This is a genomic window from Microvirga sp. RSM25 (genome assembly GCF_044784385.1).
Lineage (GTDB): Bacteria > Pseudomonadota > Alphaproteobacteria > Rhizobiales > Beijerinckiaceae > Microvirga > Microvirga tunisiensis.
In genome coordinates, this window is record NZ_CP173039.1 from 646,543 (window position 1) to 664,289 (window position 17,747).

The 17,747-nt window shown below is 62.6% G+C and carries 18 protein-coding genes; 5 read left to right on the forward strand and 13 right to left on the reverse strand.

The features are described 5' to 3' along the window. Nucleotides 1–6 precede the first annotated feature (6 nt). Nucleotides 7–2,394, reverse strand: a complete 2,388-nt coding sequence (locus ACD578_RS03000) for a PAS domain-containing protein (protein WP_404290737.1) — start codon at nucleotides 2,392–2,394, stop codon at nucleotides 7–9. Nucleotides 2,395–2,481: 87 nt separating this feature from the next. Further along, nucleotides 2,482–4,593: a S9 family peptidase gene (locus tag ACD578_RS03005; RefSeq protein ID WP_404290739.1), complete on the reverse strand. Its 2,112-nt coding sequence runs from the start codon at nucleotides 4,591–4,593 to the stop codon at nucleotides 2,482–2,484. A 422-nt stretch (nucleotides 4,594–5,015) separates the two neighbouring features. Between ACD578_RS03005 and ACD578_RS03010 the strand changes: the two genes are divergently transcribed. Next, the gene (locus ACD578_RS03010) at nucleotides 5,016–5,450 is read left to right on the forward strand and encodes a MucR family transcriptional regulator (RefSeq protein WP_152715227.1); all 435 of its coding nucleotides are present in this window, start codon (nucleotides 5,016–5,018) and stop codon (nucleotides 5,448–5,450) included. 114 nt (nucleotides 5,451–5,564) lie between these two features. Here ACD578_RS03010 and ACD578_RS03015 read toward each other — a convergent pair whose 3' ends face one another. Beyond that, on the reverse strand, nucleotides 5,565–6,710 hold the full coding sequence (locus tag ACD578_RS03015) for a transcriptional regulator FtrA (RefSeq protein WP_404293675.1): 1,146 nt from the start codon (nucleotides 6,708–6,710) through the stop codon (nucleotides 5,565–5,567). Nucleotides 6,711–6,777: 67 nt separating this feature from the next. Here ACD578_RS03015 and ACD578_RS03020 point away from each other — a divergent pair, with 67 nt between their 5' ends. Both ACD578_RS03020 and ACD578_RS03025 read left to right on the forward strand, forming a co-directional pair. Continuing rightward, entirely contained in the window at nucleotides 6,778–7,212 is a 435-nt protein-coding gene (locus ACD578_RS03020) for a rhodanese-like domain-containing protein (protein WP_404290741.1), read from the forward strand. A gap of 187 nt (nucleotides 7,213–7,399) precedes the next feature. Continuing rightward, entirely contained in the window at nucleotides 7,400–8,368 is a 969-nt protein-coding gene (locus tag ACD578_RS03025) for a DUF6456 domain-containing protein (RefSeq protein ID WP_404290743.1), read from the forward strand. Here ACD578_RS03025 and ACD578_RS03030 read toward each other — a convergent pair. Beyond that, nucleotides 8,365–8,793 carry a SufE family protein gene (locus ACD578_RS03030; RefSeq protein WP_404293677.1) on the reverse strand — a complete coding sequence of 143 codons (429 nt, stop codon included), beginning with the start codon at nucleotides 8,791–8,793 and terminating at the stop codon, nucleotides 8,365–8,367. The two genes, ACD578_RS03025 and ACD578_RS03030, sit on opposite strands and share 4 nt — an antisense overlap. A 68-nt stretch (nucleotides 8,794–8,861) precedes the next feature. After that, nucleotides 8,862–9,185, reverse strand: coding sequence for a hypothetical protein (locus ACD578_RS03035; protein WP_404290745.1), 324 nt, complete (start codon nucleotides 9,183–9,185; stop codon nucleotides 8,862–8,864). A gap of 354 nt (nucleotides 9,186–9,539) precedes the next feature. On the opposite strand from ACD578_RS03035, the gene ACD578_RS03040 reads away from it, so the two are divergent. Further along, on the forward strand, nucleotides 9,540–10,397 hold the full coding sequence (locus ACD578_RS03040; RefSeq protein ID WP_404290747.1) for a peptidoglycan-binding domain-containing protein: 858 nt from the start codon (nucleotides 9,540–9,542) through the stop codon (nucleotides 10,395–10,397). After that, the gene (locus tag ACD578_RS03045) at nucleotides 10,397–10,738 is read left to right on the forward strand and encodes a DUF1491 family protein (RefSeq protein ID WP_404290749.1); all 342 of its coding nucleotides are present in this window, start codon (nucleotides 10,397–10,399) and stop codon (nucleotides 10,736–10,738) included. The genes ACD578_RS03040 and ACD578_RS03045 overlap by 1 nt, the downstream gene beginning before the upstream one ends. Here the strand turns inward: ACD578_RS03045 and ACD578_RS03050 are convergent. The 8 genes from ACD578_RS03050 to ACD578_RS03085 form a co-directional block, all read right to left on the reverse strand. Next, nucleotides 10,735–11,781, reverse strand: coding sequence for an aldo/keto reductase (locus tag ACD578_RS03050; protein ID WP_404290751.1), 1,047 nt, complete (start codon nucleotides 11,779–11,781; stop codon nucleotides 10,735–10,737). The two genes, ACD578_RS03045 and ACD578_RS03050, sit on opposite strands and share 4 nt — an antisense overlap. A gap of 3 nt (nucleotides 11,782–11,784) precedes the next feature. Beyond that, a complete protein-coding gene (locus ACD578_RS03055; RefSeq protein WP_404290753.1) occupies nucleotides 11,785–13,020 on the reverse strand; it encodes a multidrug effflux MFS transporter in 1,236 nt (411 codons plus the stop codon). Nucleotides 13,021–13,068: 48 nt separating this feature from the next. Further along, nucleotides 13,069–13,644, reverse strand: a complete 576-nt coding sequence (locus tag ACD578_RS03060) for a TetR/AcrR family transcriptional regulator (RefSeq protein ID WP_404290755.1) — start codon at nucleotides 13,642–13,644, stop codon at nucleotides 13,069–13,071. A 173-nt stretch (nucleotides 13,645–13,817) separates the two neighbouring features. Then, complete coding sequence (locus ACD578_RS03065; RefSeq protein ID WP_404290757.1) at nucleotides 13,818–14,402, reverse strand: carboxymuconolactone decarboxylase family protein; 585 nt, start codon at nucleotides 14,400–14,402, stop codon at nucleotides 13,818–13,820. A gap of 124 nt (nucleotides 14,403–14,526) precedes the next feature. Next, entirely contained in the window at nucleotides 14,527–15,534 is a 1,008-nt protein-coding gene (locus tag ACD578_RS03070) for a hypothetical protein (protein ID WP_404290759.1), read from the reverse strand. A 486-nt stretch (nucleotides 15,535–16,020) separates the two neighbouring features. Further along, on the reverse strand, nucleotides 16,021–16,530 hold the full coding sequence (locus ACD578_RS03075; RefSeq protein ID WP_404290761.1) for a GNAT family N-acetyltransferase: 510 nt from the start codon (nucleotides 16,528–16,530) through the stop codon (nucleotides 16,021–16,023). A gap of 5 nt (nucleotides 16,531–16,535) precedes the next feature. After that, nucleotides 16,536–17,099, reverse strand: a complete 564-nt coding sequence (locus tag ACD578_RS03080) for a hypothetical protein (protein ID WP_404290763.1) — start codon at nucleotides 17,097–17,099, stop codon at nucleotides 16,536–16,538. After that, nucleotides 17,096–17,746 carry a DUF1214 domain-containing protein gene (locus ACD578_RS03085; RefSeq protein WP_404290765.1) on the reverse strand — a complete coding sequence of 217 codons (651 nt, stop codon included), beginning with the start codon at nucleotides 17,744–17,746 and terminating at the stop codon, nucleotides 17,096–17,098. The genes ACD578_RS03080 and ACD578_RS03085 overlap by 4 nt, the downstream gene beginning before the upstream one ends. Nucleotide 17,747: the final 1 nt, after the last annotated feature.

Sequence of the window (17,747 nt, forward strand, 5' to 3'; positions counted from 1 at the left end):
GGAACCCTACGTGTCCGGATTGAAGGTGGGAGGCTCGGTCGGGATCGGCATTTGCATCGAGAAGTGCAGACCCTCCTCGATAAAGTTCATGGAGACGTCCGCCTGCAACTGTGTAGCCAGTACCCGCTGGAGCAGACGTGTGCCGAACCCTTGGCGCGTGGGTGTGCTGACCCGCGGCCCACCATGCTCCACCCAGGAGAAATGCAGCATCGGGCGCTCCTCTCCCGGCTCCACCCGCCAGCGAACCTCGACCTGCCCGCCGAAGGTGGATAGGGCCCCATGCTTGGCCGCATTCGTGGTCAGCTCATGGATCGCCATGCCGATCGGCACCGCCGCTTCCGAGGGCAGCTCGAGGTGCGGGCCCTCGATGGTGATGCGGTTTCGTGCCTCGTCCTCGTAAGGCCCGAGCTCGGTCTTGACGAGCTCCTCCAGCGCCGCCTTCTGCCATAAATCCTCGGTGAGGAGGTTGTGGGTGCGCGCGAGCGAGACGATACGACCCACGAAGCCCTGGTAGAACTCGTCGATGCTGGAGGCGGTGCGGGCAGTGGAGCCGACGATGGCTTGGACGGTCGCCAAAGTGTTCTTCACCCGATGGTGGAGTTCGCGAATAAGAAGATTCTGGCGATGCTCCGCATCTTTGTAGCGTGTGATGTCGATATTGACTCCCACCATGCGCAGCGGAGCGCCTTTGTCGTCATAAAAGAACAGCGCAGTCGTATCGATCGTGCGGATGTTTCCGTCGGGGCGCCGGATCCGATAGGCCAGGTTGATCTCGGGGTCATGACGGGCCAACGCCTCTGCTATAGTTCTGTTGGCGGGCTCCAGATCCTTCGGGAGCACTCTTGCCTCCCAACTGGAGAAATCTTCTCCGAACGTGCCCTTCTCAAGGCCGAACAGGCGTTCCTGCTCGGCCGTCCATGTTACCTTACCGGCAGGAACGTCCCAGTCGAACACGCCGATTCCGGCAGCGCGCTGCGCGAGCGACAGACGTTCCTCGCTGATCCGCAAGGCTGCTTCCGTCAGCTTCAAATTATGGATGTCGACGCTCGTGCCGACCCATCCGTTGAACTCTCCCGTGGCGGCATTGTGCACCGGGGCTGCCCGGATGATATGCCAGCGATACTCCCCTTCCGCCGAGCGGTAGCGGACCTCGGTCGTATAAGGGATTTCATTGGCCATGACGGGTTTCAGCTCCTCGGTCATTCTCGCCCAGTCGTCAGGGTGAATGGCAGCTGTCCAGCTATGTCCCAGCGCGTCTTCCGGAGGCAGGCCCGAGTAGGTGACCCATCGTTCATTCGTGTAGGTCAATTCCAGGTTCGGCTTAACGATCCACACGAGAGCGGGGAGCGACTCGGCGATGAGCTTGAATCGCGCTTCGGTTTCGCGGAGTTTCGTCTCGGCCCGGACTTTCTCTATCGCCAGCCAAGTGCGTTCCGCCACATCTTCGACAAGTGCGATCTCGTCGCTCGTCCAGTCGCGCGGCACCGATGAATAGACGTAGAATTCGGCGATGAAACGCCCGTTCTTGTGAATAGGAACGGCGAAACCCGACCGCGCGTTGATGGTGCTGTAGAAGGCTTGAAGAGCAGGGTCATCGAGGCGCGGGTCCGTTCTCACATCGTTGATGATGGCGGGTTGTCCGCGCTTTAACAACTCGATGATCGGGCTGGCCTGCTGGTCGATCTTTTCAACCTTGCCTTCATTGGTAATGAGCCCCCAGGACCACTCGCGTTCAACGATGATGACGCCGCGATCCTGATAGACTTCACCATAGCCCGCGGTGTCGACCTTCAGAAGTTCGCTCACATTGCGTGCGGCGATCTCCATGATTTCGTATTGGTCGTCGATATTGCTGAGCTGGTCGTTGAGCTTGAGGAGGAACTCTTGGCGGCGTTGGGCTTGGCCCATTTCCTCCCTGATTTTCTGCCGCTCCTTGATATCCTGCAGCACGCCGACGAAACTTGTAGGCTTGTTACCCTCATAGATGATGCCGCCACGCACGTGGACGTGGCCGATGCTTCCGTCAGCCCTCAGGATTCGATGCTCGATATTGAAATCCGTCTTGGTGCGGAGCGCATAGGAGATCGCCTGGTTGATGCGCTCGAGGTCGGCCGGATGGAACATGGCCTGCAGTTCGGCATGGGTGAGCTTTGCGTCCGACGGGAGCCCGAGATAGGCCTTGAAGACGGCTGTGCCCGTGATCTCGCCAGTCTCCAGATCCCGCTCCCATGCGCCAAGCCGGGCAATGTCGAGGGCCATTCTCAACTTGAAGTTGCTGGAGCGCAGTGCTCCCTCCGCCAGAGCCAAGCGAGATTCCAGCTCTGCGATACGTTGCTTATCGCCTTCCTGAGAGGCGATATCGTCCTCAGCCGTTAGACTGCCGCGCTTGGTCATCGGTCTGTACTCTCATAGTCTTGTACGCTCTGCGGCATGGTGCAGCGGCTTCTCTCGAAGTGTTATGTTTTCACATAGCGCATCGAGTCAGTTCTGGAACCCTTCAATGCATCGAATGGCAAAGGTATAGGCAAGGGCGACCTCCTCAAGCCGATCGAAACGACCGGCGGCACCGGCGTGTCCGGCCTCCATGTTGAGTTTGAGCACGACCGGACCCCCGCCCGTCATGGTGGCCCTTAGCCTTGCGACCCATTTCGCGGGCTCCCAATAGGTGACGCGAGGGTCTGTGAGACCGGCGAGCGCCAGGATTGCCGGATAGGCCTGAGGCTTCACGTTGTCATAGGGCGAATAGGACAGGATCGACTGGAAAGCCGCATCGTCCGCGGCCGGATTGCCCCATTCCGGCCATTCCGGCGGGGTGAGGGGCAGTTCGCTGTCGAGCATGGTGTTGAGCACGTCGACGAATGGCACCTCGGCGATGATCCCCGCAAAGAGGTCCGGTGCCAGGTTGGCGACCGCTCCCATGAGCATGCCGCCCGCACTGCCGCCATGGGCGACGATGCGTCCGCGGGAGGTGTAGCCCGCCTGGATGAGAGCCTCGCCGCAGGCGATGAAGTCCTTGAACGTGTTCGTCTTCTTCTCACGCTTGCCGTCCATGTACCAGCGCCAGCCTTTTTCCGTGCCGCCCCGGATATGGGCGATGGCATAGACGAAGCCACGATCGACGAGGGACAGGATTCCGGTACGAAAGCTCGCGGGCATGGACATGCCGTAGGAACCGTATCCATAAAGCAGGCATGGCGCGGAGCCATCGAGCGCGACCTCGCGCCGGTGCACGAGCGAGATGGGAACCTGTTCGCCATCGGGAGCCATCGCAAACAATCGGCGGGTCACGTAATCCGCCGGGTTGTGGCCGCTCGGCACTTCCTGCCGCTTGCGAAGCGTGCGCTCCCCGGTGCGCAAATGATAATCGATCACCTCGCTCGGCGTCGTCATCGACGAGTAATGGTAGCGGATGACGTCCGTGTCGAATTCGTAGCCGGCCGAGAAGCCGAGCGAATACGCTTCCTCCTCGAAGGCGATGCTCTCTTCGCGGCCTGTTGCGAATTCCCGCAGCACGATTCGGGGATTTGCATTCTCCCGCTCGAGTCGCACGAGATAGCGGGCAAGCGCAACCACGGAGAGGATCATCGTGCCGGGTCGATAGGGCACGAGATCCTTCCAATGGGCCCGTCCCGGCGTCGCGACTGGCGCCATGACGATCTTGAAGTCCTCGGAGCCATCCGCATTGGTGAGGATGATCAGGCTGTCACCGTGATGCTCCACGTCGTATTTCAGCTTCGGCGTGCGCGGCTCGACGAGCCGTGGCGATGCCGATGCGTCCGTCCGGTCGAGCAGCCAGATTTCGGAGGTTTCGTGGTCGCTCGCCTCGATGAGGACGAAGGCGTTCGACTGCGTGATGCCGAGCTTCACGAAAAAGCCGGGGTCCTTCTCCTCGTAGATCACCTGATCCTGCTCGGCGCTCGAACCGAGAAGATGGCGTTTGACGCGTACGGGGCGGTGGTTTTCGTCGAGCTCGACGTAGTAGAAGCCGGAAGAATCGTTGAGCCATACGGCGCCGCCCGATGTTTGCGCGACCTCGTCCGGCAGATCCGCGCCGCTTTCAAGATCTCGCACGCGAATCGTGAAGTATTCCGAACCTTTGATATCTGCACCCCAGGCCATCAGGCGATGGTGAGGCGAGTGATCCGCCCCGCCGAGATCGAAGAAGGGCCGTCCTTCGGCTTCCTTGTCGCCGTCCAGCATGATCGTCTCAGGCCCACCGTCGCGAAGCTGTCTGCAGACGAGGGGATGCTGCCCGCCCTCACGGTAGCGGGTGAAATAGGCGAAGGGCCCATCCGGCTCCGGAACGGTGGAATCGTCCTCCTTGATGCGTCCGCGCATTTCGGCCACAAGGCGGGCCTGAAACTCCTCCGTTCCGGAGAAGGCTGCCGCTGCGTAGGCGTTCTCCTGCTCCAACGCAGTGCGGATGGAAGGATCCAGAACCGAAGGATCTTTGAGAACGTCCTTCCAATTCTCGGCCTTCAACCACGCATAATCGTCCTGGATCCGAGTGCCATGCACTTCGAAGACATGCGGTTTGGCCGGGATCGACGGGGCCGCAGGCAAGGGATGGAGGGGAAGCCGTTCAATATTCATGAAATTATCCAGGCAAATCATCAAGAGGCGGGATTATGCACAGATAACGGAGATTGCCCATGCTGGGTCCGCTTGGGCTCGGGGGATCTCAATCGTGCAAAATAAGTGCCTTTCTAGTTACTTCTTCGGATCGAAAGGATGAAATTTATGTGACGAAAGCCTTAACCTATGGCGGAATGCATTAACTGTTCAACGTAGGTTTATTGCATAGTGCAAGTTGATATGAAGTTTTCCAAAGTTTTCCTTTTGCACATCTTGCAATGGGGCTCGATTTGACATACTTGGACGAGCGAGCACGACTTCTGTGCAAGTACGGTGCGGCTCAAGCAAGAGGCAAGCATTGCTTCAGACGAGAATGCTCAAATTTAGGTTGAAATGCTTTTTTGAGTGATTCTAAAGAGCCGGAAAGGAAGAAAATCAAAATGAGCGACAACATCGCTGCTTCGAACTACATTGAGCTAGCTGCGGATATCGTTTCGGCCTACGTCAGCAATAATTCTGTTCCTTCGGGCGACTTGCCGACGTTGATCAGCGACGTCCATTCGGCTCTTCTGCGTGTCGGGGGCGGCACCGTGGAAGTGCCTGTCGAGGCGCCGAAGCCGGCAATCCCGGTCAAGAAGTCCGTTACGCCGGACTACATCGTCTGCCTCGAGGACGGCAAGAAGTTCAAGTCGCTGAAGCGCCATCTGCGCACGCAGTACAACATGACGCCCGAGCAATATCGCGAGAAGTGGGCTCTGCCCGTCGATTACCCGATGGTGGCTCCCAACTATGCCAAGGCTCGCTCAGAGCTCGCCAAGGAAATGGGCCTCGGCCAGCAGCGCCGTAAGCGCCGTTCCTCGCGCAGCAGCAGCTAGAGCATTTTTCGGCGAAGCGGATTCGGTTCGCCGTCAAAAATGCGGTAAGCCAAAGAAGAGAAATGCTTCCATGCAAGTGGAAACAGCTCTAAGGATCGGCCTTCCGAGCTGAAATCAGCCGCCCCAAGGGGCGGCTTTTTGCTTTTTCGGGCCTGCCCTGTCGGCAGCCCGAGCCACTCCCGAAGCGAACCGGTTGCGGTAGGCCACGGGACTCGTGCCGAGCCGCGCCCGGAAATGGTGGCGAAGGGTGGCTGCGGAGCCGAAACCGGTCGCATCGGCAATGCTCTCGATGGAATGGCCCGTGGTCTCCAGCAATTCCCGCGCGCGGACCAGGCGCTCCGTGAGCAGCCATTCCCCCGGCGGCAGGCCGGTCGCGGCCTTGAAGCGGCGCAGAAAGGTGCGCACGCTCATCCCGGCCTCGGCAGCCAGCTCGGCGACCGGCTGCTCCTCGCCAAGGCGCGCCCGCATCTTGTCGAAGAGGGGCGCGAACCGAAGGCCCTCGCGAGCCGGCGGCACGGGCCGCTCGATGAACTGCGCCTGTCCGCCTTCACGATGGGGCGGCACCACGAGGCGGCGGGCGAGGCGGTTGGCGATCTCGGGTCCGAAATCGGCGCGCACCACATGGAGGCAGAGATCGATCCCGGCCGCGCTGCCGGCAGAGGTCAGCACCCTGCCTTCGTCCACATAGAGAACATCCGGCTCAACCTTGATATCCGGATAGGCCTGCGAGAGCTGCTCCACGTAATGCCAATGCGTGGTCGCCCGTTTGCCGGACAGAAGTCCCGTCGCGGCAAGCGCAAAGACGCCGGAGCAGATGGACATCAGGCGCGCGCCTCGCGCATGGGCCCGTTGCAAGGCGGCGATCAGCGCCGGAGGCACGGGCTCGCCAGCGCATCGTGCGGACCTTTGGTTCGTTCCAGACGATGCGCTGCTTTGGGAAATGAGCATCGAATCGACCCCGAAAGCGGATTCCACGTTCGAGTCCGATGCTCTGGACGCTCCGCGCCAGCCCGGGATGACGATGGTGTCGGCCTGGTCCAGCAATTCAAGCCCGCCATCCGCCATGATCTGGAAGCCCCCGATGGCCCGTAGGGGACCTGGCTCGATGGCGCAGACCGCGAAGCGGTACCAGTCCGGTCCCATCTCGGGCCGGGGCAGGCCGAAGATCTCGACGGCGATGCCGAATTCGAAAGTGCTCAAACGGTCATAGGCGAGGGCGACGACAAGGCGGTTTGGCATGATGTTTACGTCTGTTGGCAGAAGCGCCACTTTTCACCATGACGCCTCTGCGGAAATCTGGCGACGGCTTTTTCACAAGGAGGTTGTCATGCCAACGAGTTCCGTCGCCGCCATTCCCGCGGCTGCTCCGTTCAAGGCTGCGAAGCATTTCGCAAGTCGCCTGTCGCTCGAAACGGATTGCGCCGATGTGCACGAATCCCTCTCGGGCGGAACCGTCGATTTCGTGCTCATTGATGCACGTGGACCCAAGTCTTACGCGCGCAGCCACGTGCCGGGCGCGCTCAATCTTCCGCATCGGGAGATGACGGCGGAGCGCATGGCCGTCTGGCCCGAGAACACCCTGTTCGTGGTCTATTGCGCCGGTCCGCATTGCAATGGCGCTGACCGCGCGGCGCTGAAGCTGTCGCAACTCGGCCGCCCGGTCAAATTGATGGTCGGCGGCATAACCGGCTGGGCCGATGAAGGATTCCCTTTCGCGCAGGGCTCTGGACCCGGATCGCCGGCGGTGTCGTCCGCCGCCTGATTCAGCATAGTCCTTCGCAGTCAAAGGCGAAGGACTAATGCGGCCTTTATGCGGATGAAGCATGTGCCGTCCGACTTATCCTCACTCTTATCAACAGTTTTGAATCTTCGTTGACAACTAGGAATATGCCCCCACTATCGAGGGTGGAAGGGGAGACCCTTCCTTAGTTTATTTATAGGAACAAAACATGAACATTGAAGACGGCGATGCGGTTCATCAAAGTATTGCCGCACCAAGGATTTCCGCCCCGAAGGAGACCCGTTCGAAGAGGCGTGTGCGGAAGGGAGACAGCAAACCGGGAGCGACGGTCGGACGCAAGGCGGGCGATTCCCTGCCCAGGGAGGCGCGGCGGCTTCTGACGGCACTCGGCCAGCCCGAGACCTGGGCCATCGTCGATCCGACGGATCCGGCAAGCGTGCTTGTCCACAGGCGCCGGTCGGGAATCTCGGTGGGAGCAGGGCGCTTTGCCTATGCCGTGGCGGAAGCTCTCGTCCGCCAGGATCTCGGCTGCTGGGAGCAGACTGCGTCCGGTCGGAAAACCCTGCTGCTGACGAAGGCCGGCAAAGCCCATCTGCGCCGGGCGTCGGCGCCGGAAGCGGACATGGCTTTCTTTCACCAGCATCGCGAGACGGATCTCGCTACCGTCGAGACGGAGACTGGAACCACAAGTGTGCGCGTGGACTCGGATGAGAGCCCGCTCGATTGGCTTCGCCGCCGGAAAGGTCGTGACGGCGAGCCGATGATCGATGAAGCTTCGTATCAGGCCGGCGAGCGCCTGCGGACCGATATCATGCTGGCGGGGCTGCTGCCTGGCGTGACGGCCCGCTGGGACGGCATGCCGAAAAGCGGCGGTCCTGCCTCTCCGGGCGAAGCCACGGATCGGATGGTCGCTGCCCGTCAGCGGCTGCGGAACGCCTTCGATGTCATCGGCGGCGATTTCAGCGACCTGCTCCTCGACCTTTGCGGCTTCCTGAAAGGTCTGGAGCAGATCGAACGCGAGCGGCAATGGCCGCCGCGCTCAGGGAAAATCGTGGTGCGGCTCGCCCTGGCGCGGCTTGCGGAGCATTACGGCATCGAAGCCTCGGCCCGCGGCCCAGCCGCCTCACGCGGCATCCGCGCCTGGCAGGCGGTGGTGATCGAGGGTGGGCGGGTTTAGGAGGCCGCCAGGGCCATCTGCGCGTCGCGACGGATGCGTTCGACCATGGATCTGACGCCGTTCGAACGTTGCGGCGTCAGATGCTCCGACAGGCCGAGCTCCTTGAACAGCGCCAGGGCGTCGGTGGAGAGGGCCTCGGAGGGTGTCTTGCCGCCGTAGAGGGAGATCAGGAGTGCCACGAGGCCGCGGACGATGTGGGCGTCGCTGTCGCCGCGAAGATGCAGGAGGGGTTCGCCGTTGGAGAAAACGAGATTGGTCTGGAGCCATACTTGGCTAGCACAGCCCTGGACCTTGTTGACGTCGTTATACGCGTCTTTCGGCAACGGCTCCATGAGCCGGCCGAGCTCGATGACGTAGCGATACCGCTCCTCCCATTCGTCGAGCAGCTCGAAATTGGAAACGATTTCGTCGATTGTCGGCAGCATGGCAAACCCGTGTTGTCTGCCTGTCATATAATCATCACCAAGCATTTTGGCGACGGAAGGAGCCGGATTTAGGTGCGAGGCTTGGACGCAGCAGGCTCGCGGTCCTCGGGTCGCAGGGTGTCCGATGACTTGGCCGGGCCGGCGACGGGGAAGCCTGAGGTGGTGAGAATCTTGTCGACGACGGCCTGCTTGGCGCCCTCGGGAAGCGCCTTCCATACGGTCTCGAGATGGCCGGTCTTATCCGTGGCAGGAGCAGGACTGGCAGCCGTCGGTTGGCTCGTCTTCGGCGTCAGGAAAGCCTCGATCGCAGCCGTTCCCTCGCCCTGCTGGCGCACCGGCGAGTAATAGAAAATCGCGCCGACGATGAGGATGAAACGAAGGATCGAAAACATGAAGCGGCCGGTTGCCTGAAACGAAGAACGATGCAGCACCATAACGTACGCAGGCGGCGCCGCGTAGGAGGTGCGCGAGGAATCTGGAAACAGGATGAATAAAACCTTGCTGCGCGCGAGCTTCGCCAAGTGCCTGAGAAGGCAAGAAAAATTCTAACCGAGCATGAGCCCTGGCACCGTGCTGCTTCCTCTCGTCGGCTCGTTTCCACGGTCGATCCTAAGCAATTAGGTTTCGCTTAAACCGGCTCTGTCAGGCTTTGCCGTCAGAAAGACAAGAAACGGTGCCCTGCCGTCTTGTTTTACTGGCTGCGCGGACCAAAACGACATCATTCTTCGAAGACGGAAACGACTCCCTTGCGTGAAGCTTTTGTCGATCATCCCGATGACGATCTCGACCTGCCCGCAGTCGTACGGCGGAAGGCTCCGGCGCGGCCGACGCAAAAGCGCGCCGCCAAGCCGCCGCGCAAGCCGAGCGTCGGCGAGAGGGCGGCTTCCTTCGTTTTCAGCCATCCGCGCCAGATCCTTGCTGCCCTGTTACTGACCGGATGCGGCGGCGCGATTGCCTGGAATGCGCTGGCGCTGCAAAGCAACCGCCATCCGGCGCCCCTCTTCAACACGAGGGAGATCGTGCTGGCTCCCGAGTCCGAGAGCGAAGCCGTCCAGCCTCTGCCTCCCGCGCGTCCTGGAGCACAGCAGGCCGCGGAGCTGGCGGCTGCGCCCGCTTCGCATGAATCCGTCGCGCATTCCGCTCCGGAGGCCGCGCCTGCCTCGGCTGTCGCCATACCCAAGCCGCCTGCGCGCAATCCGATTGCCGATATGATCCGCAACGGCGGCCCGCCTGTTCCCGCCGCGGCACCGCCGGCCCGCGCTCCGCAGCCGGCCGCCTCCGCGGCGCCTGCGCCCACCGCGCTTGCGTCTGCGCCTGTGCGGAGTGCCACGCGCGATCCCATCGCCGACATGATTCGCATGGGCGGACCGGTGCCGGTGCCGCCCGCCAATGTGGGCCGCTCGGACCCCGGCGACACCGTCCTGGCGGGCCAGCGCGCGCTGGCGCGATTGGGCTACAGCGTGAAGGTGGACGGCATGATGGGCTCCGGCACGCGGCAGGCCATCGAGCGGTTCGAGCAGGACCGACGGTTGCCTGTCACGGGCGAGTTGAACGCACGGACGATTCGCGAGCTTGCCGCAGCATCCGGCATCACGGTTCAATAGTGTCGAGGCTTCGCTCGGACTTCTGGGTTTCCGCCTATCTGCGCCGCTGCTCTGTGGAGGGAATCGAGGCCGCTCTTCGCAAGCGCGGCGCCGCCGAGGCCGGCGCGATCTTCGTGAAGGTAGATCGGCTTGACGGCACCGCGAGCCTCTACGGTCCCGCGCCACAGCTCTTTCTCGATGACAGCGGCGAGCGCCTGTTCTCTCCGATCCTGCAGAATGTGATGCCCCTCGACGTGGAGGAGCGCATGGCGCGCGAACTCCGCTTCGATCCCGACCTTTGGCTCGTGGAGGTCGACGACCGGGCAGGGCGCCACTTCCTCGACCTCGCCGCGGAAGACTAAGCCACCGGAACGGCGGGATGGTCGAGCAGGTCGAACTTGCCGCCGGCGCCGCGCTGCTGCGTTCCTGCCTCATGGATCATCGTGTAAGGGAACACCGGCGGCAGGCTGCTGACCTTGTCGAGACGCGCGATCTGCTCAGGCGCCAGTTCGACCTTCGCTGACGCGAGATTGCTTTCGAGTTGGGCCACGGTGCGGGGCCCGATGATGGGAAGCGAGCCTTTGGCGGCGACCCAGGCGATGGCGACCTCACCCGGCGCGACGCCAAGCTCTTCGGCCACCGTGATCACCGTGTCGAGCACCGCGCTGCGCTGTGCGGAGTTCTCCGCCTGGAACACCTTGCCGCCGAGCCCCTGCGCGCGGCCGGCCTCTCCCTGCCGGTATTTGCCGGTGAGCATGCCGCCGCCGAGCGGCGACCACGCGACGATGCCGAGGCCGAGCGCCTGACCCGCCGGGATGAGTTCCTGCTCGGTCGTGCGCTCCACGAGGCTGTGCTCGACCTGCAGGCCCGCGATGGGAACGGTGCCACGGAGTTCGGCGATGGTGGCTGCGCGCGCCACGCGCCAGGCTGGGAAGTCCGAGAGACCCGCATAGAGAATCTTGCCGGCCCGCACGAGATCGTCGAAGCCGCGCACGATTTCCTCGGTCGGTGTGACGCCGTCCGAATAATGCACCCAGTAGAGATCGATATGATCGGTCTTCAGGCGCTTGAGGCTCGCCTCCACCGAGGACGCCATCGCCTTGCGGCTGTTGCCGGTGACGAGGATGCCATCCTTCGGGTTGGCGCGCTGCGTGAATTTCGTCGCCACGACGAAATCGTCGCGCCGTCCTTGCAGCAGGTCGCCCAGGATCTCTTCCGATTGACCGAACTGGTAGCTGTCCGCCGTATCGATGAAGTTGCCGCCGGCTTGCGCATAGGCGTCGAGGATGCGGCGGGCCTCGTCAGGCTCGGTGCCGTGGCCCCAGCGCGTGCCGAAGTTGCCGGTGCCGAGAACCAGTTCGGAAACACGAAGTCCCGTATGCTGGCCGAAGAGCTTGTAGCGCATGACTTAAGCCTTTCCATGATTGGATTCGCGGCGCTGCCGGAGGAAGATGACAAGGGCGAGGGTTGAGCCGCCGGTGAGGATGATGCTCAGCGCGCCCAAGGGTGAGAGTGGAAGGGCGGTCGTAAGGGCGGTGCCCGTAGCTGCGCAGGCCATCTGCAGGAAACCGAGAAGCGCCGAAGCCAAGCCGGCCTGCCGTCCGAACGGTTGCAGCGTGATGGCCGTGCCGAGCGGATTGACCAACCCCATGCCGAGCAGGAAGACCGCGATCGCAGCTGCGAAACCCGGAAAGGTCGGTGATTCGCTGATCGCAAGCAGGAAGCCGCCGCCGAGCATTGCCAGGACGATGCCCATGACAGCGATGGAGCGCGCTCCCCATTTGTGTGCGAGGCGCGGTGCCAGCAATCCGCCGGCGAAGACGACGAACACCGTCGTGGCGAAGAACAGGCCGAGCTGCAGCGCGGATAGGCCGAGGCTCAGCATCAGGATCGCAGGTGCCGCAGCGAAGAAGGCGTAGAGACCGCCGATGATGAGGCTGACGGCAAGCGCCGGCAGAATGAAGCGTGCGTCTGCCAGAAGCCGACGATAGGCATGCATGGTGGCGGAGAGTGAAGCTGCCGAGCGGCGATCCGGTGGATGCGTTTCGCCTGCGCTGAGCGCGTAATAGGCCGCGAGGACGGCGCCCGAAGCACCGACCATCACGAAGGCCGCGCGCCAGCCGAACTGCGCATCGAGCGCACTGCCGAGGAGGGGAGAGAAGCCGGGCGCGGCCGCCATGGCGACCATGGTCAGCGACAGTGCTTTCGCAAGCGCTTCGCCATCGAAGAGATCGCGTGCGATGGCGCGCGAGAGAACGGACGCCGCACAGACGCCGAGCGCCTGAATGATGCGGCCGACGATCAGCATCGGAAAGCTTTCGGCTCCGCCACAGATTGCGCTGCCGATGATGAACACCGTCAGGCCGCCGAGCACGAACCATCTGCGGCCGTAGCGGTCGGACAAGGGGCCGACGAACAGCTGCCCGATGGCGAAGGCGATGAAGAAGCTGGAGAGCGTCAGGCCGAGATCGCGGGCCGGAACGTTCAGCGCCACGCCGATCGACGGAAAGGACGGAAGAATGATGTTGGTGGAGAGCGCGCCGATGGCCGCCAATCCTGCCAGCAGGGCCAGGAGCCCGGCGGTCAGTTTGCGCTCTGCGGCAGGCTCCGCCGTTTCGGTCGAAAACGTTTCGATGATGGACACAGGTATTCTCCTGCGGGATGTGGGGGCATGAATTGTGCCGCTTGCCGCCTATTCCGATTTGGCCGCGATCTCGTCGGCGGCCGCAGAGAGGATCTTCTGCGACAGCGCCTCATCGCCGACAGCGCGCGACAGGACGAGAGCCCCGACCATGGTGGACAGAGCGACGATGGTTTTGTCGCGCCGCTTTTCGCCGGATGACGCCGACATGATGCCGTCGAGAAGCTCCAGATAGCCTTCGATGCCGTCCTTGAAGGCGGCCTGAAGCTCCCGGCCGTAGCGCGGGGCATCTCCTCCGAGCGCCGCAAGCGCACATCCTTCGCCGCGCCGGTCCCGATGAGCGTCCGACAGGTAGAAGCGGGCGAGAGCGGAGAGCTTCTCGCTCGGTGTCTCGGCGAGGACCTTGGCCCATCTGTCCTTGTTCCTGGACAGGGCACGGCGACTCGCCTGAATCTTCAAATCTTCCTTGGACTTGAACTGACCGTAGAAGCCGCCGTGGGTGAGGCCGGCCTCCTTCATGAGGTCGGCAACGCCGATGCCCTCGAAGCCCCGCTCGCGGAAGAGGCGGCTGGCGACATCGATCACGTGCTCTCGGTTCTTATCCGCTTGTTCCCGGCTGACTCGCATCTGCACTCTCCAACAAGGAAGATCATGACACAGATATATGATGATCGAAATCTAAATGCAAGAATAAATGTTGATCGTCATTTAAAATGGCTGAAAGGCATGAGAGACGGAGCGGCTTTCAAGATCTCGCTGGACCTTGAGAGCGAAGTGTCTGAATGGGCCGTTCTGCTGCTTTAGAGCGAGCGGCCGACGCTCATACTCGTCCGGAACTCTGTATCATCGTCGATGAAGACAGCCTCGGTCCCTGCGCCCGTGGCGTCGAAGAAGCGGCTGACGAAGCAGCGGAAGGCGGTGCAGAGGGCGATGTCGCAGATCTGCTGATCCGAGAACCCGACCGCGTGCAGGCGGTCGATATCGGTGTGAGAGACCCGGGATGCGTCCTGGGCGATCTTCTCCGCGTAGGCCAGCATTTCGACATCCCTGTCCGATAAGCCGGCGGTCCGGAAGTCGCGCTGGACGGCGAGCACGGCCTCCTTCGAGCCGAGATCGTCGATGAGCTGCTTGCCGTAGACGTGGGAGCAATAGGTGGAGGGGATGTGCTTTGCCGCAATCAGCGTGATCAGGCGCCATTCCCGAAGGCCGAGCGAGAAGCCGGCGCGGATCCTGTCGGAAAAATCCGTATAGATCGGCAGCAGGTCTGGCCGGGCAGTGAAGCATTTCGCCGCTTCCATGACGAAACCGAGTTGCGCTTTCTGCTTCTCGTATATTTCCGCGACTCTGCCGGTTGCTTGTTCGTCCTCGATCGTTCGCAGGAACATCCGACCCTCCAGTCAGACTGCCACTGCAAGCAGTCTAGCAGAAACCGGGTTCAGACAGCATCCATCCTTTGCACCATCTAAGGTGAGGACCTTCGATCATTTGCCCGGCGGCCTACGCGAGCGCTTATCCCGAGAGGATCCTGACGTCCAGAATCGACTCGATGAGGACGAGGGCGACTGGACCGGGAACATCCCGCATTTCTTGCACCAATGTCCTGATGACGGAGAGCGGGTAGGACAGGGCAGGGTGCAGGGTGAGGAAGATCCTTATCGCATCCCTCTGCGACACGCCCAACACCGTCAATGCAAGAGCGAGAAGGCTGTGGCGTCCGATTTCGAGCACGCGCCATTCCGTCGACGCGGGAAAGCCGAAAAGGGAAGTCAGGAGAGTTTCCAACCTCCGGTCGTCGCCTTTGAGACCGGCAGCCAGGAGGTCGGCAAGATCCTGCTCGGTCAGCGTAAACGACAGGGTGACGCGCCGGTGGGCGAGGGAGGCAGCGACACGCTCCCGGATCGCTTTGCGGCGCCCCGCATCCGCTGCGAGATAAAGGGACGCCTGACCGGCCGTCGGGAGGTCAGCCCGCTCGAGAAGAATGGCCGCGAGGGTGGCGCGATGGCGTGCCCGCCGCAGCAGATCCGTGAAAAGCGTTGTGTCGGGAGCAAAAGCCGGATTGGAAGCGAGCGCGTCCTCGACCGCGCTCTCTCTCAGCGCCAGCAGTTTTTGAACGGTCGTCGGATCGAGATCCGATTGCGACGCGAGGTAGAGGCGCCCCTCCGGCGTCGCAAGCTGCTTGCTGCCTAAAGCGGGTGGCAGTCGCGCCGCATGATGGTGCAGGATGTCGCGCGCGTCGGGGGAATGCTGCGCCAGGTAATCGAGAACGGAGGCCGGCGTGTCCGGGCAGGGAGCCAGGATGCGGGCGAGCTCGAGAAGAGTCGCGGGATCGGTTTTCGGCAGGAAGCCAAGAACGAGAGTCTCGAAGGTCTCGATGCTCTCGCGGTCGCGTGCCGCAGCGGCGACGAACATCTCCGCGTTCACTTTCAGGAGAGCGGCCCGCGCATCGGAATTGCTGCCGTCCGAAGACCCAAAACCCGACAGGTCGGACCAGAGGTCCGGATTCGCCGACGACGCCATACTCGTACTCGCTTCAACGCAATCGGCCGAAGGCTAGGAGCCGTTCCTTAGCGCATCTTTAACGGGCATGAGAGACTTGGATTTTAGACGATCCGTAGGGGGAACATAAGCGCGGCAGTGGGTGTTGTTTTCATGCCAGGGAAAGCATTTTTCTGCAGCGCACAGCCCGGCAGAAACGAACTGTTAACCATAGATCTCTTTTTGTGAGTCAGTCGTAGAGGCAGTCAGTGGCACAATAGAGGAGGGCACAATGCGAGACATCTGGACCAGATCACCGGGAGTGGTGATCGCCTTTCCGGATAATACGGTGCGGCCGCAGCGCCCGCTCTTGTCCGCAGATGAGCCTCGGGGCGAGATCCTTCTCTTCACCGGCGTTCGCTATGAGAGGCCTTCCCCCAATCCCGGTCCTTCCCGCCCACTGGCCTCCAACAGCCCCGGACGTCGTCGCTCGTAACTCAGTTTGATTTTCATGACGATGAGACGCCGTTAGGCGTCATGTGTCGGCCTTGCCAGATCGCGCACCATGAGCACCGCATCCTGCCCGTAGCTCGCGAGCTTTGCGTCCAGGCCGGCTATGGACAGCACGCGAAAGCCGACCCTCTCCCAGAACGCCTGAGACCTGTTGACTGCGACGAGCGACAGATTGCCGAAGGCTGCCGCGCGCGCATGGGCAATCAACCTGTCCGCCGCCTGCACCGCATATCCCTTACCGCGCGCGACCGGCAGCAGCGCGACATCGTGGATGTAATAGGTCGTGGGGGCGACAGGGAGTTTGCCTAGCAGCCCATTCAGGGGCGGCGGCTCGCCATAATGCCAGGGATGCGTGAGCGCATAGCCGATGGCCTGTTGGTCCTCGGTCAGCATGAGGCAACCCTGCGGATAGAGGCGCTGGCGCTCGGCCAGGACCTCCAAGTCCTCCGGATGGCCGACATGGATCGTATCCGCAAGAACCTGCACCAGGGGCATGTCCTCGGGCATCATGGGGCGCCAGGACATGGTTTTTAGGCGTCCTGCTCGGCCGTGCAGGATACCGCCTTTGCCGCCTCCTCTGCCTGAGGCCGCAGGCTTGGGCTAGGAGCGGCCACGCGCACAATGACGAAGCCCTGCCGTTCCGGCGAGACGATCCGCACATCGCGCGAGGGATCGTTCTCGTCCTCCGCGGCGCGGGCCTCGTCGAGTTGGCGGGCAGTCATGGCGACGATCTCGAGCTCGCCCCGCACGGCCGCGCGGTCCGTGACGGCAAAGAACACTCCGCCCGATTCCTTATGAAAGGAGAAGGACAGCGGGAGCGATCCGGTCCGGGCCGCGATGCGCATGGGGCCGTTGCGGAGATCGAAGGCGCAGGTCGCCACGGCAACGGCTGGATCCGGTCTCGGCAACCAGGTGTTCTCACCGCCCGGTGCGCCGATGATCTGCGCCTTGTCGGCGGTCAGCGTGGTCTGGACCTTGGTGAAAGCATCCTGATCGGCAAGATACGGAGCCGCAAGGATAGCCGCGATATGAACCCCCGCCGCGATCACGATGCCGCAGAGGGTGGCGACGAGAAAACGACCGAAGCCTCTCATGCTCCGCACCCCAGACGTTGGATGACAGGAAAGTCGACTTCCTCAAGATTGGCGCCGGCGGCCCCTGGAGGATCGTAGAGACGCAGCACCACGGTGAAGGGACCGGATGCGGGGAGCTGGAGCCAGTTGCCCGGCTGCAGATTGCGGGACAGGGCGATGGTGAACAGGTCCTGAGAATCCCGGAGCAGTTCCGCCGAGGTGAAGCTTCGGCGTCCAAGCGCAGTCGCAGGCAGGTGACCGTCCTCGTCGTAAAGGGTCAGGGTCCAGAGCCGCGCGATAGGGGCGACGGCTCCGATGGTGTAGGTGCAGGCGGAGTCGAGCGGCCTGCCTTCGCTGTCCGTCTGGGCGGTGAAGCCCAATCCTTCGCCGGTGGCCAGCGGAACATCGCCGCGCCGGGCGATGATCGCGCGCATGTAAGGATCGGCCTCGGGCGAGCCCAGCTTCGGCCAAGCCTGCCATGACCCGAGGCGCAGCCTGCCGAAGGGTGGATCGCCGTTCATGGCCCAGTAGGCCGAGCTCAAGCCCACTCCCAGCGCCAGAAGCAGCGCGTAGACGATGAGGAAGGCTGTTGGGACGCGTCTGGTGGTCACGGGCGATAACGGGGTCGATGGCGCGCGCATGGAAGCGGCCGCAGGGGCGTTCGTCAAG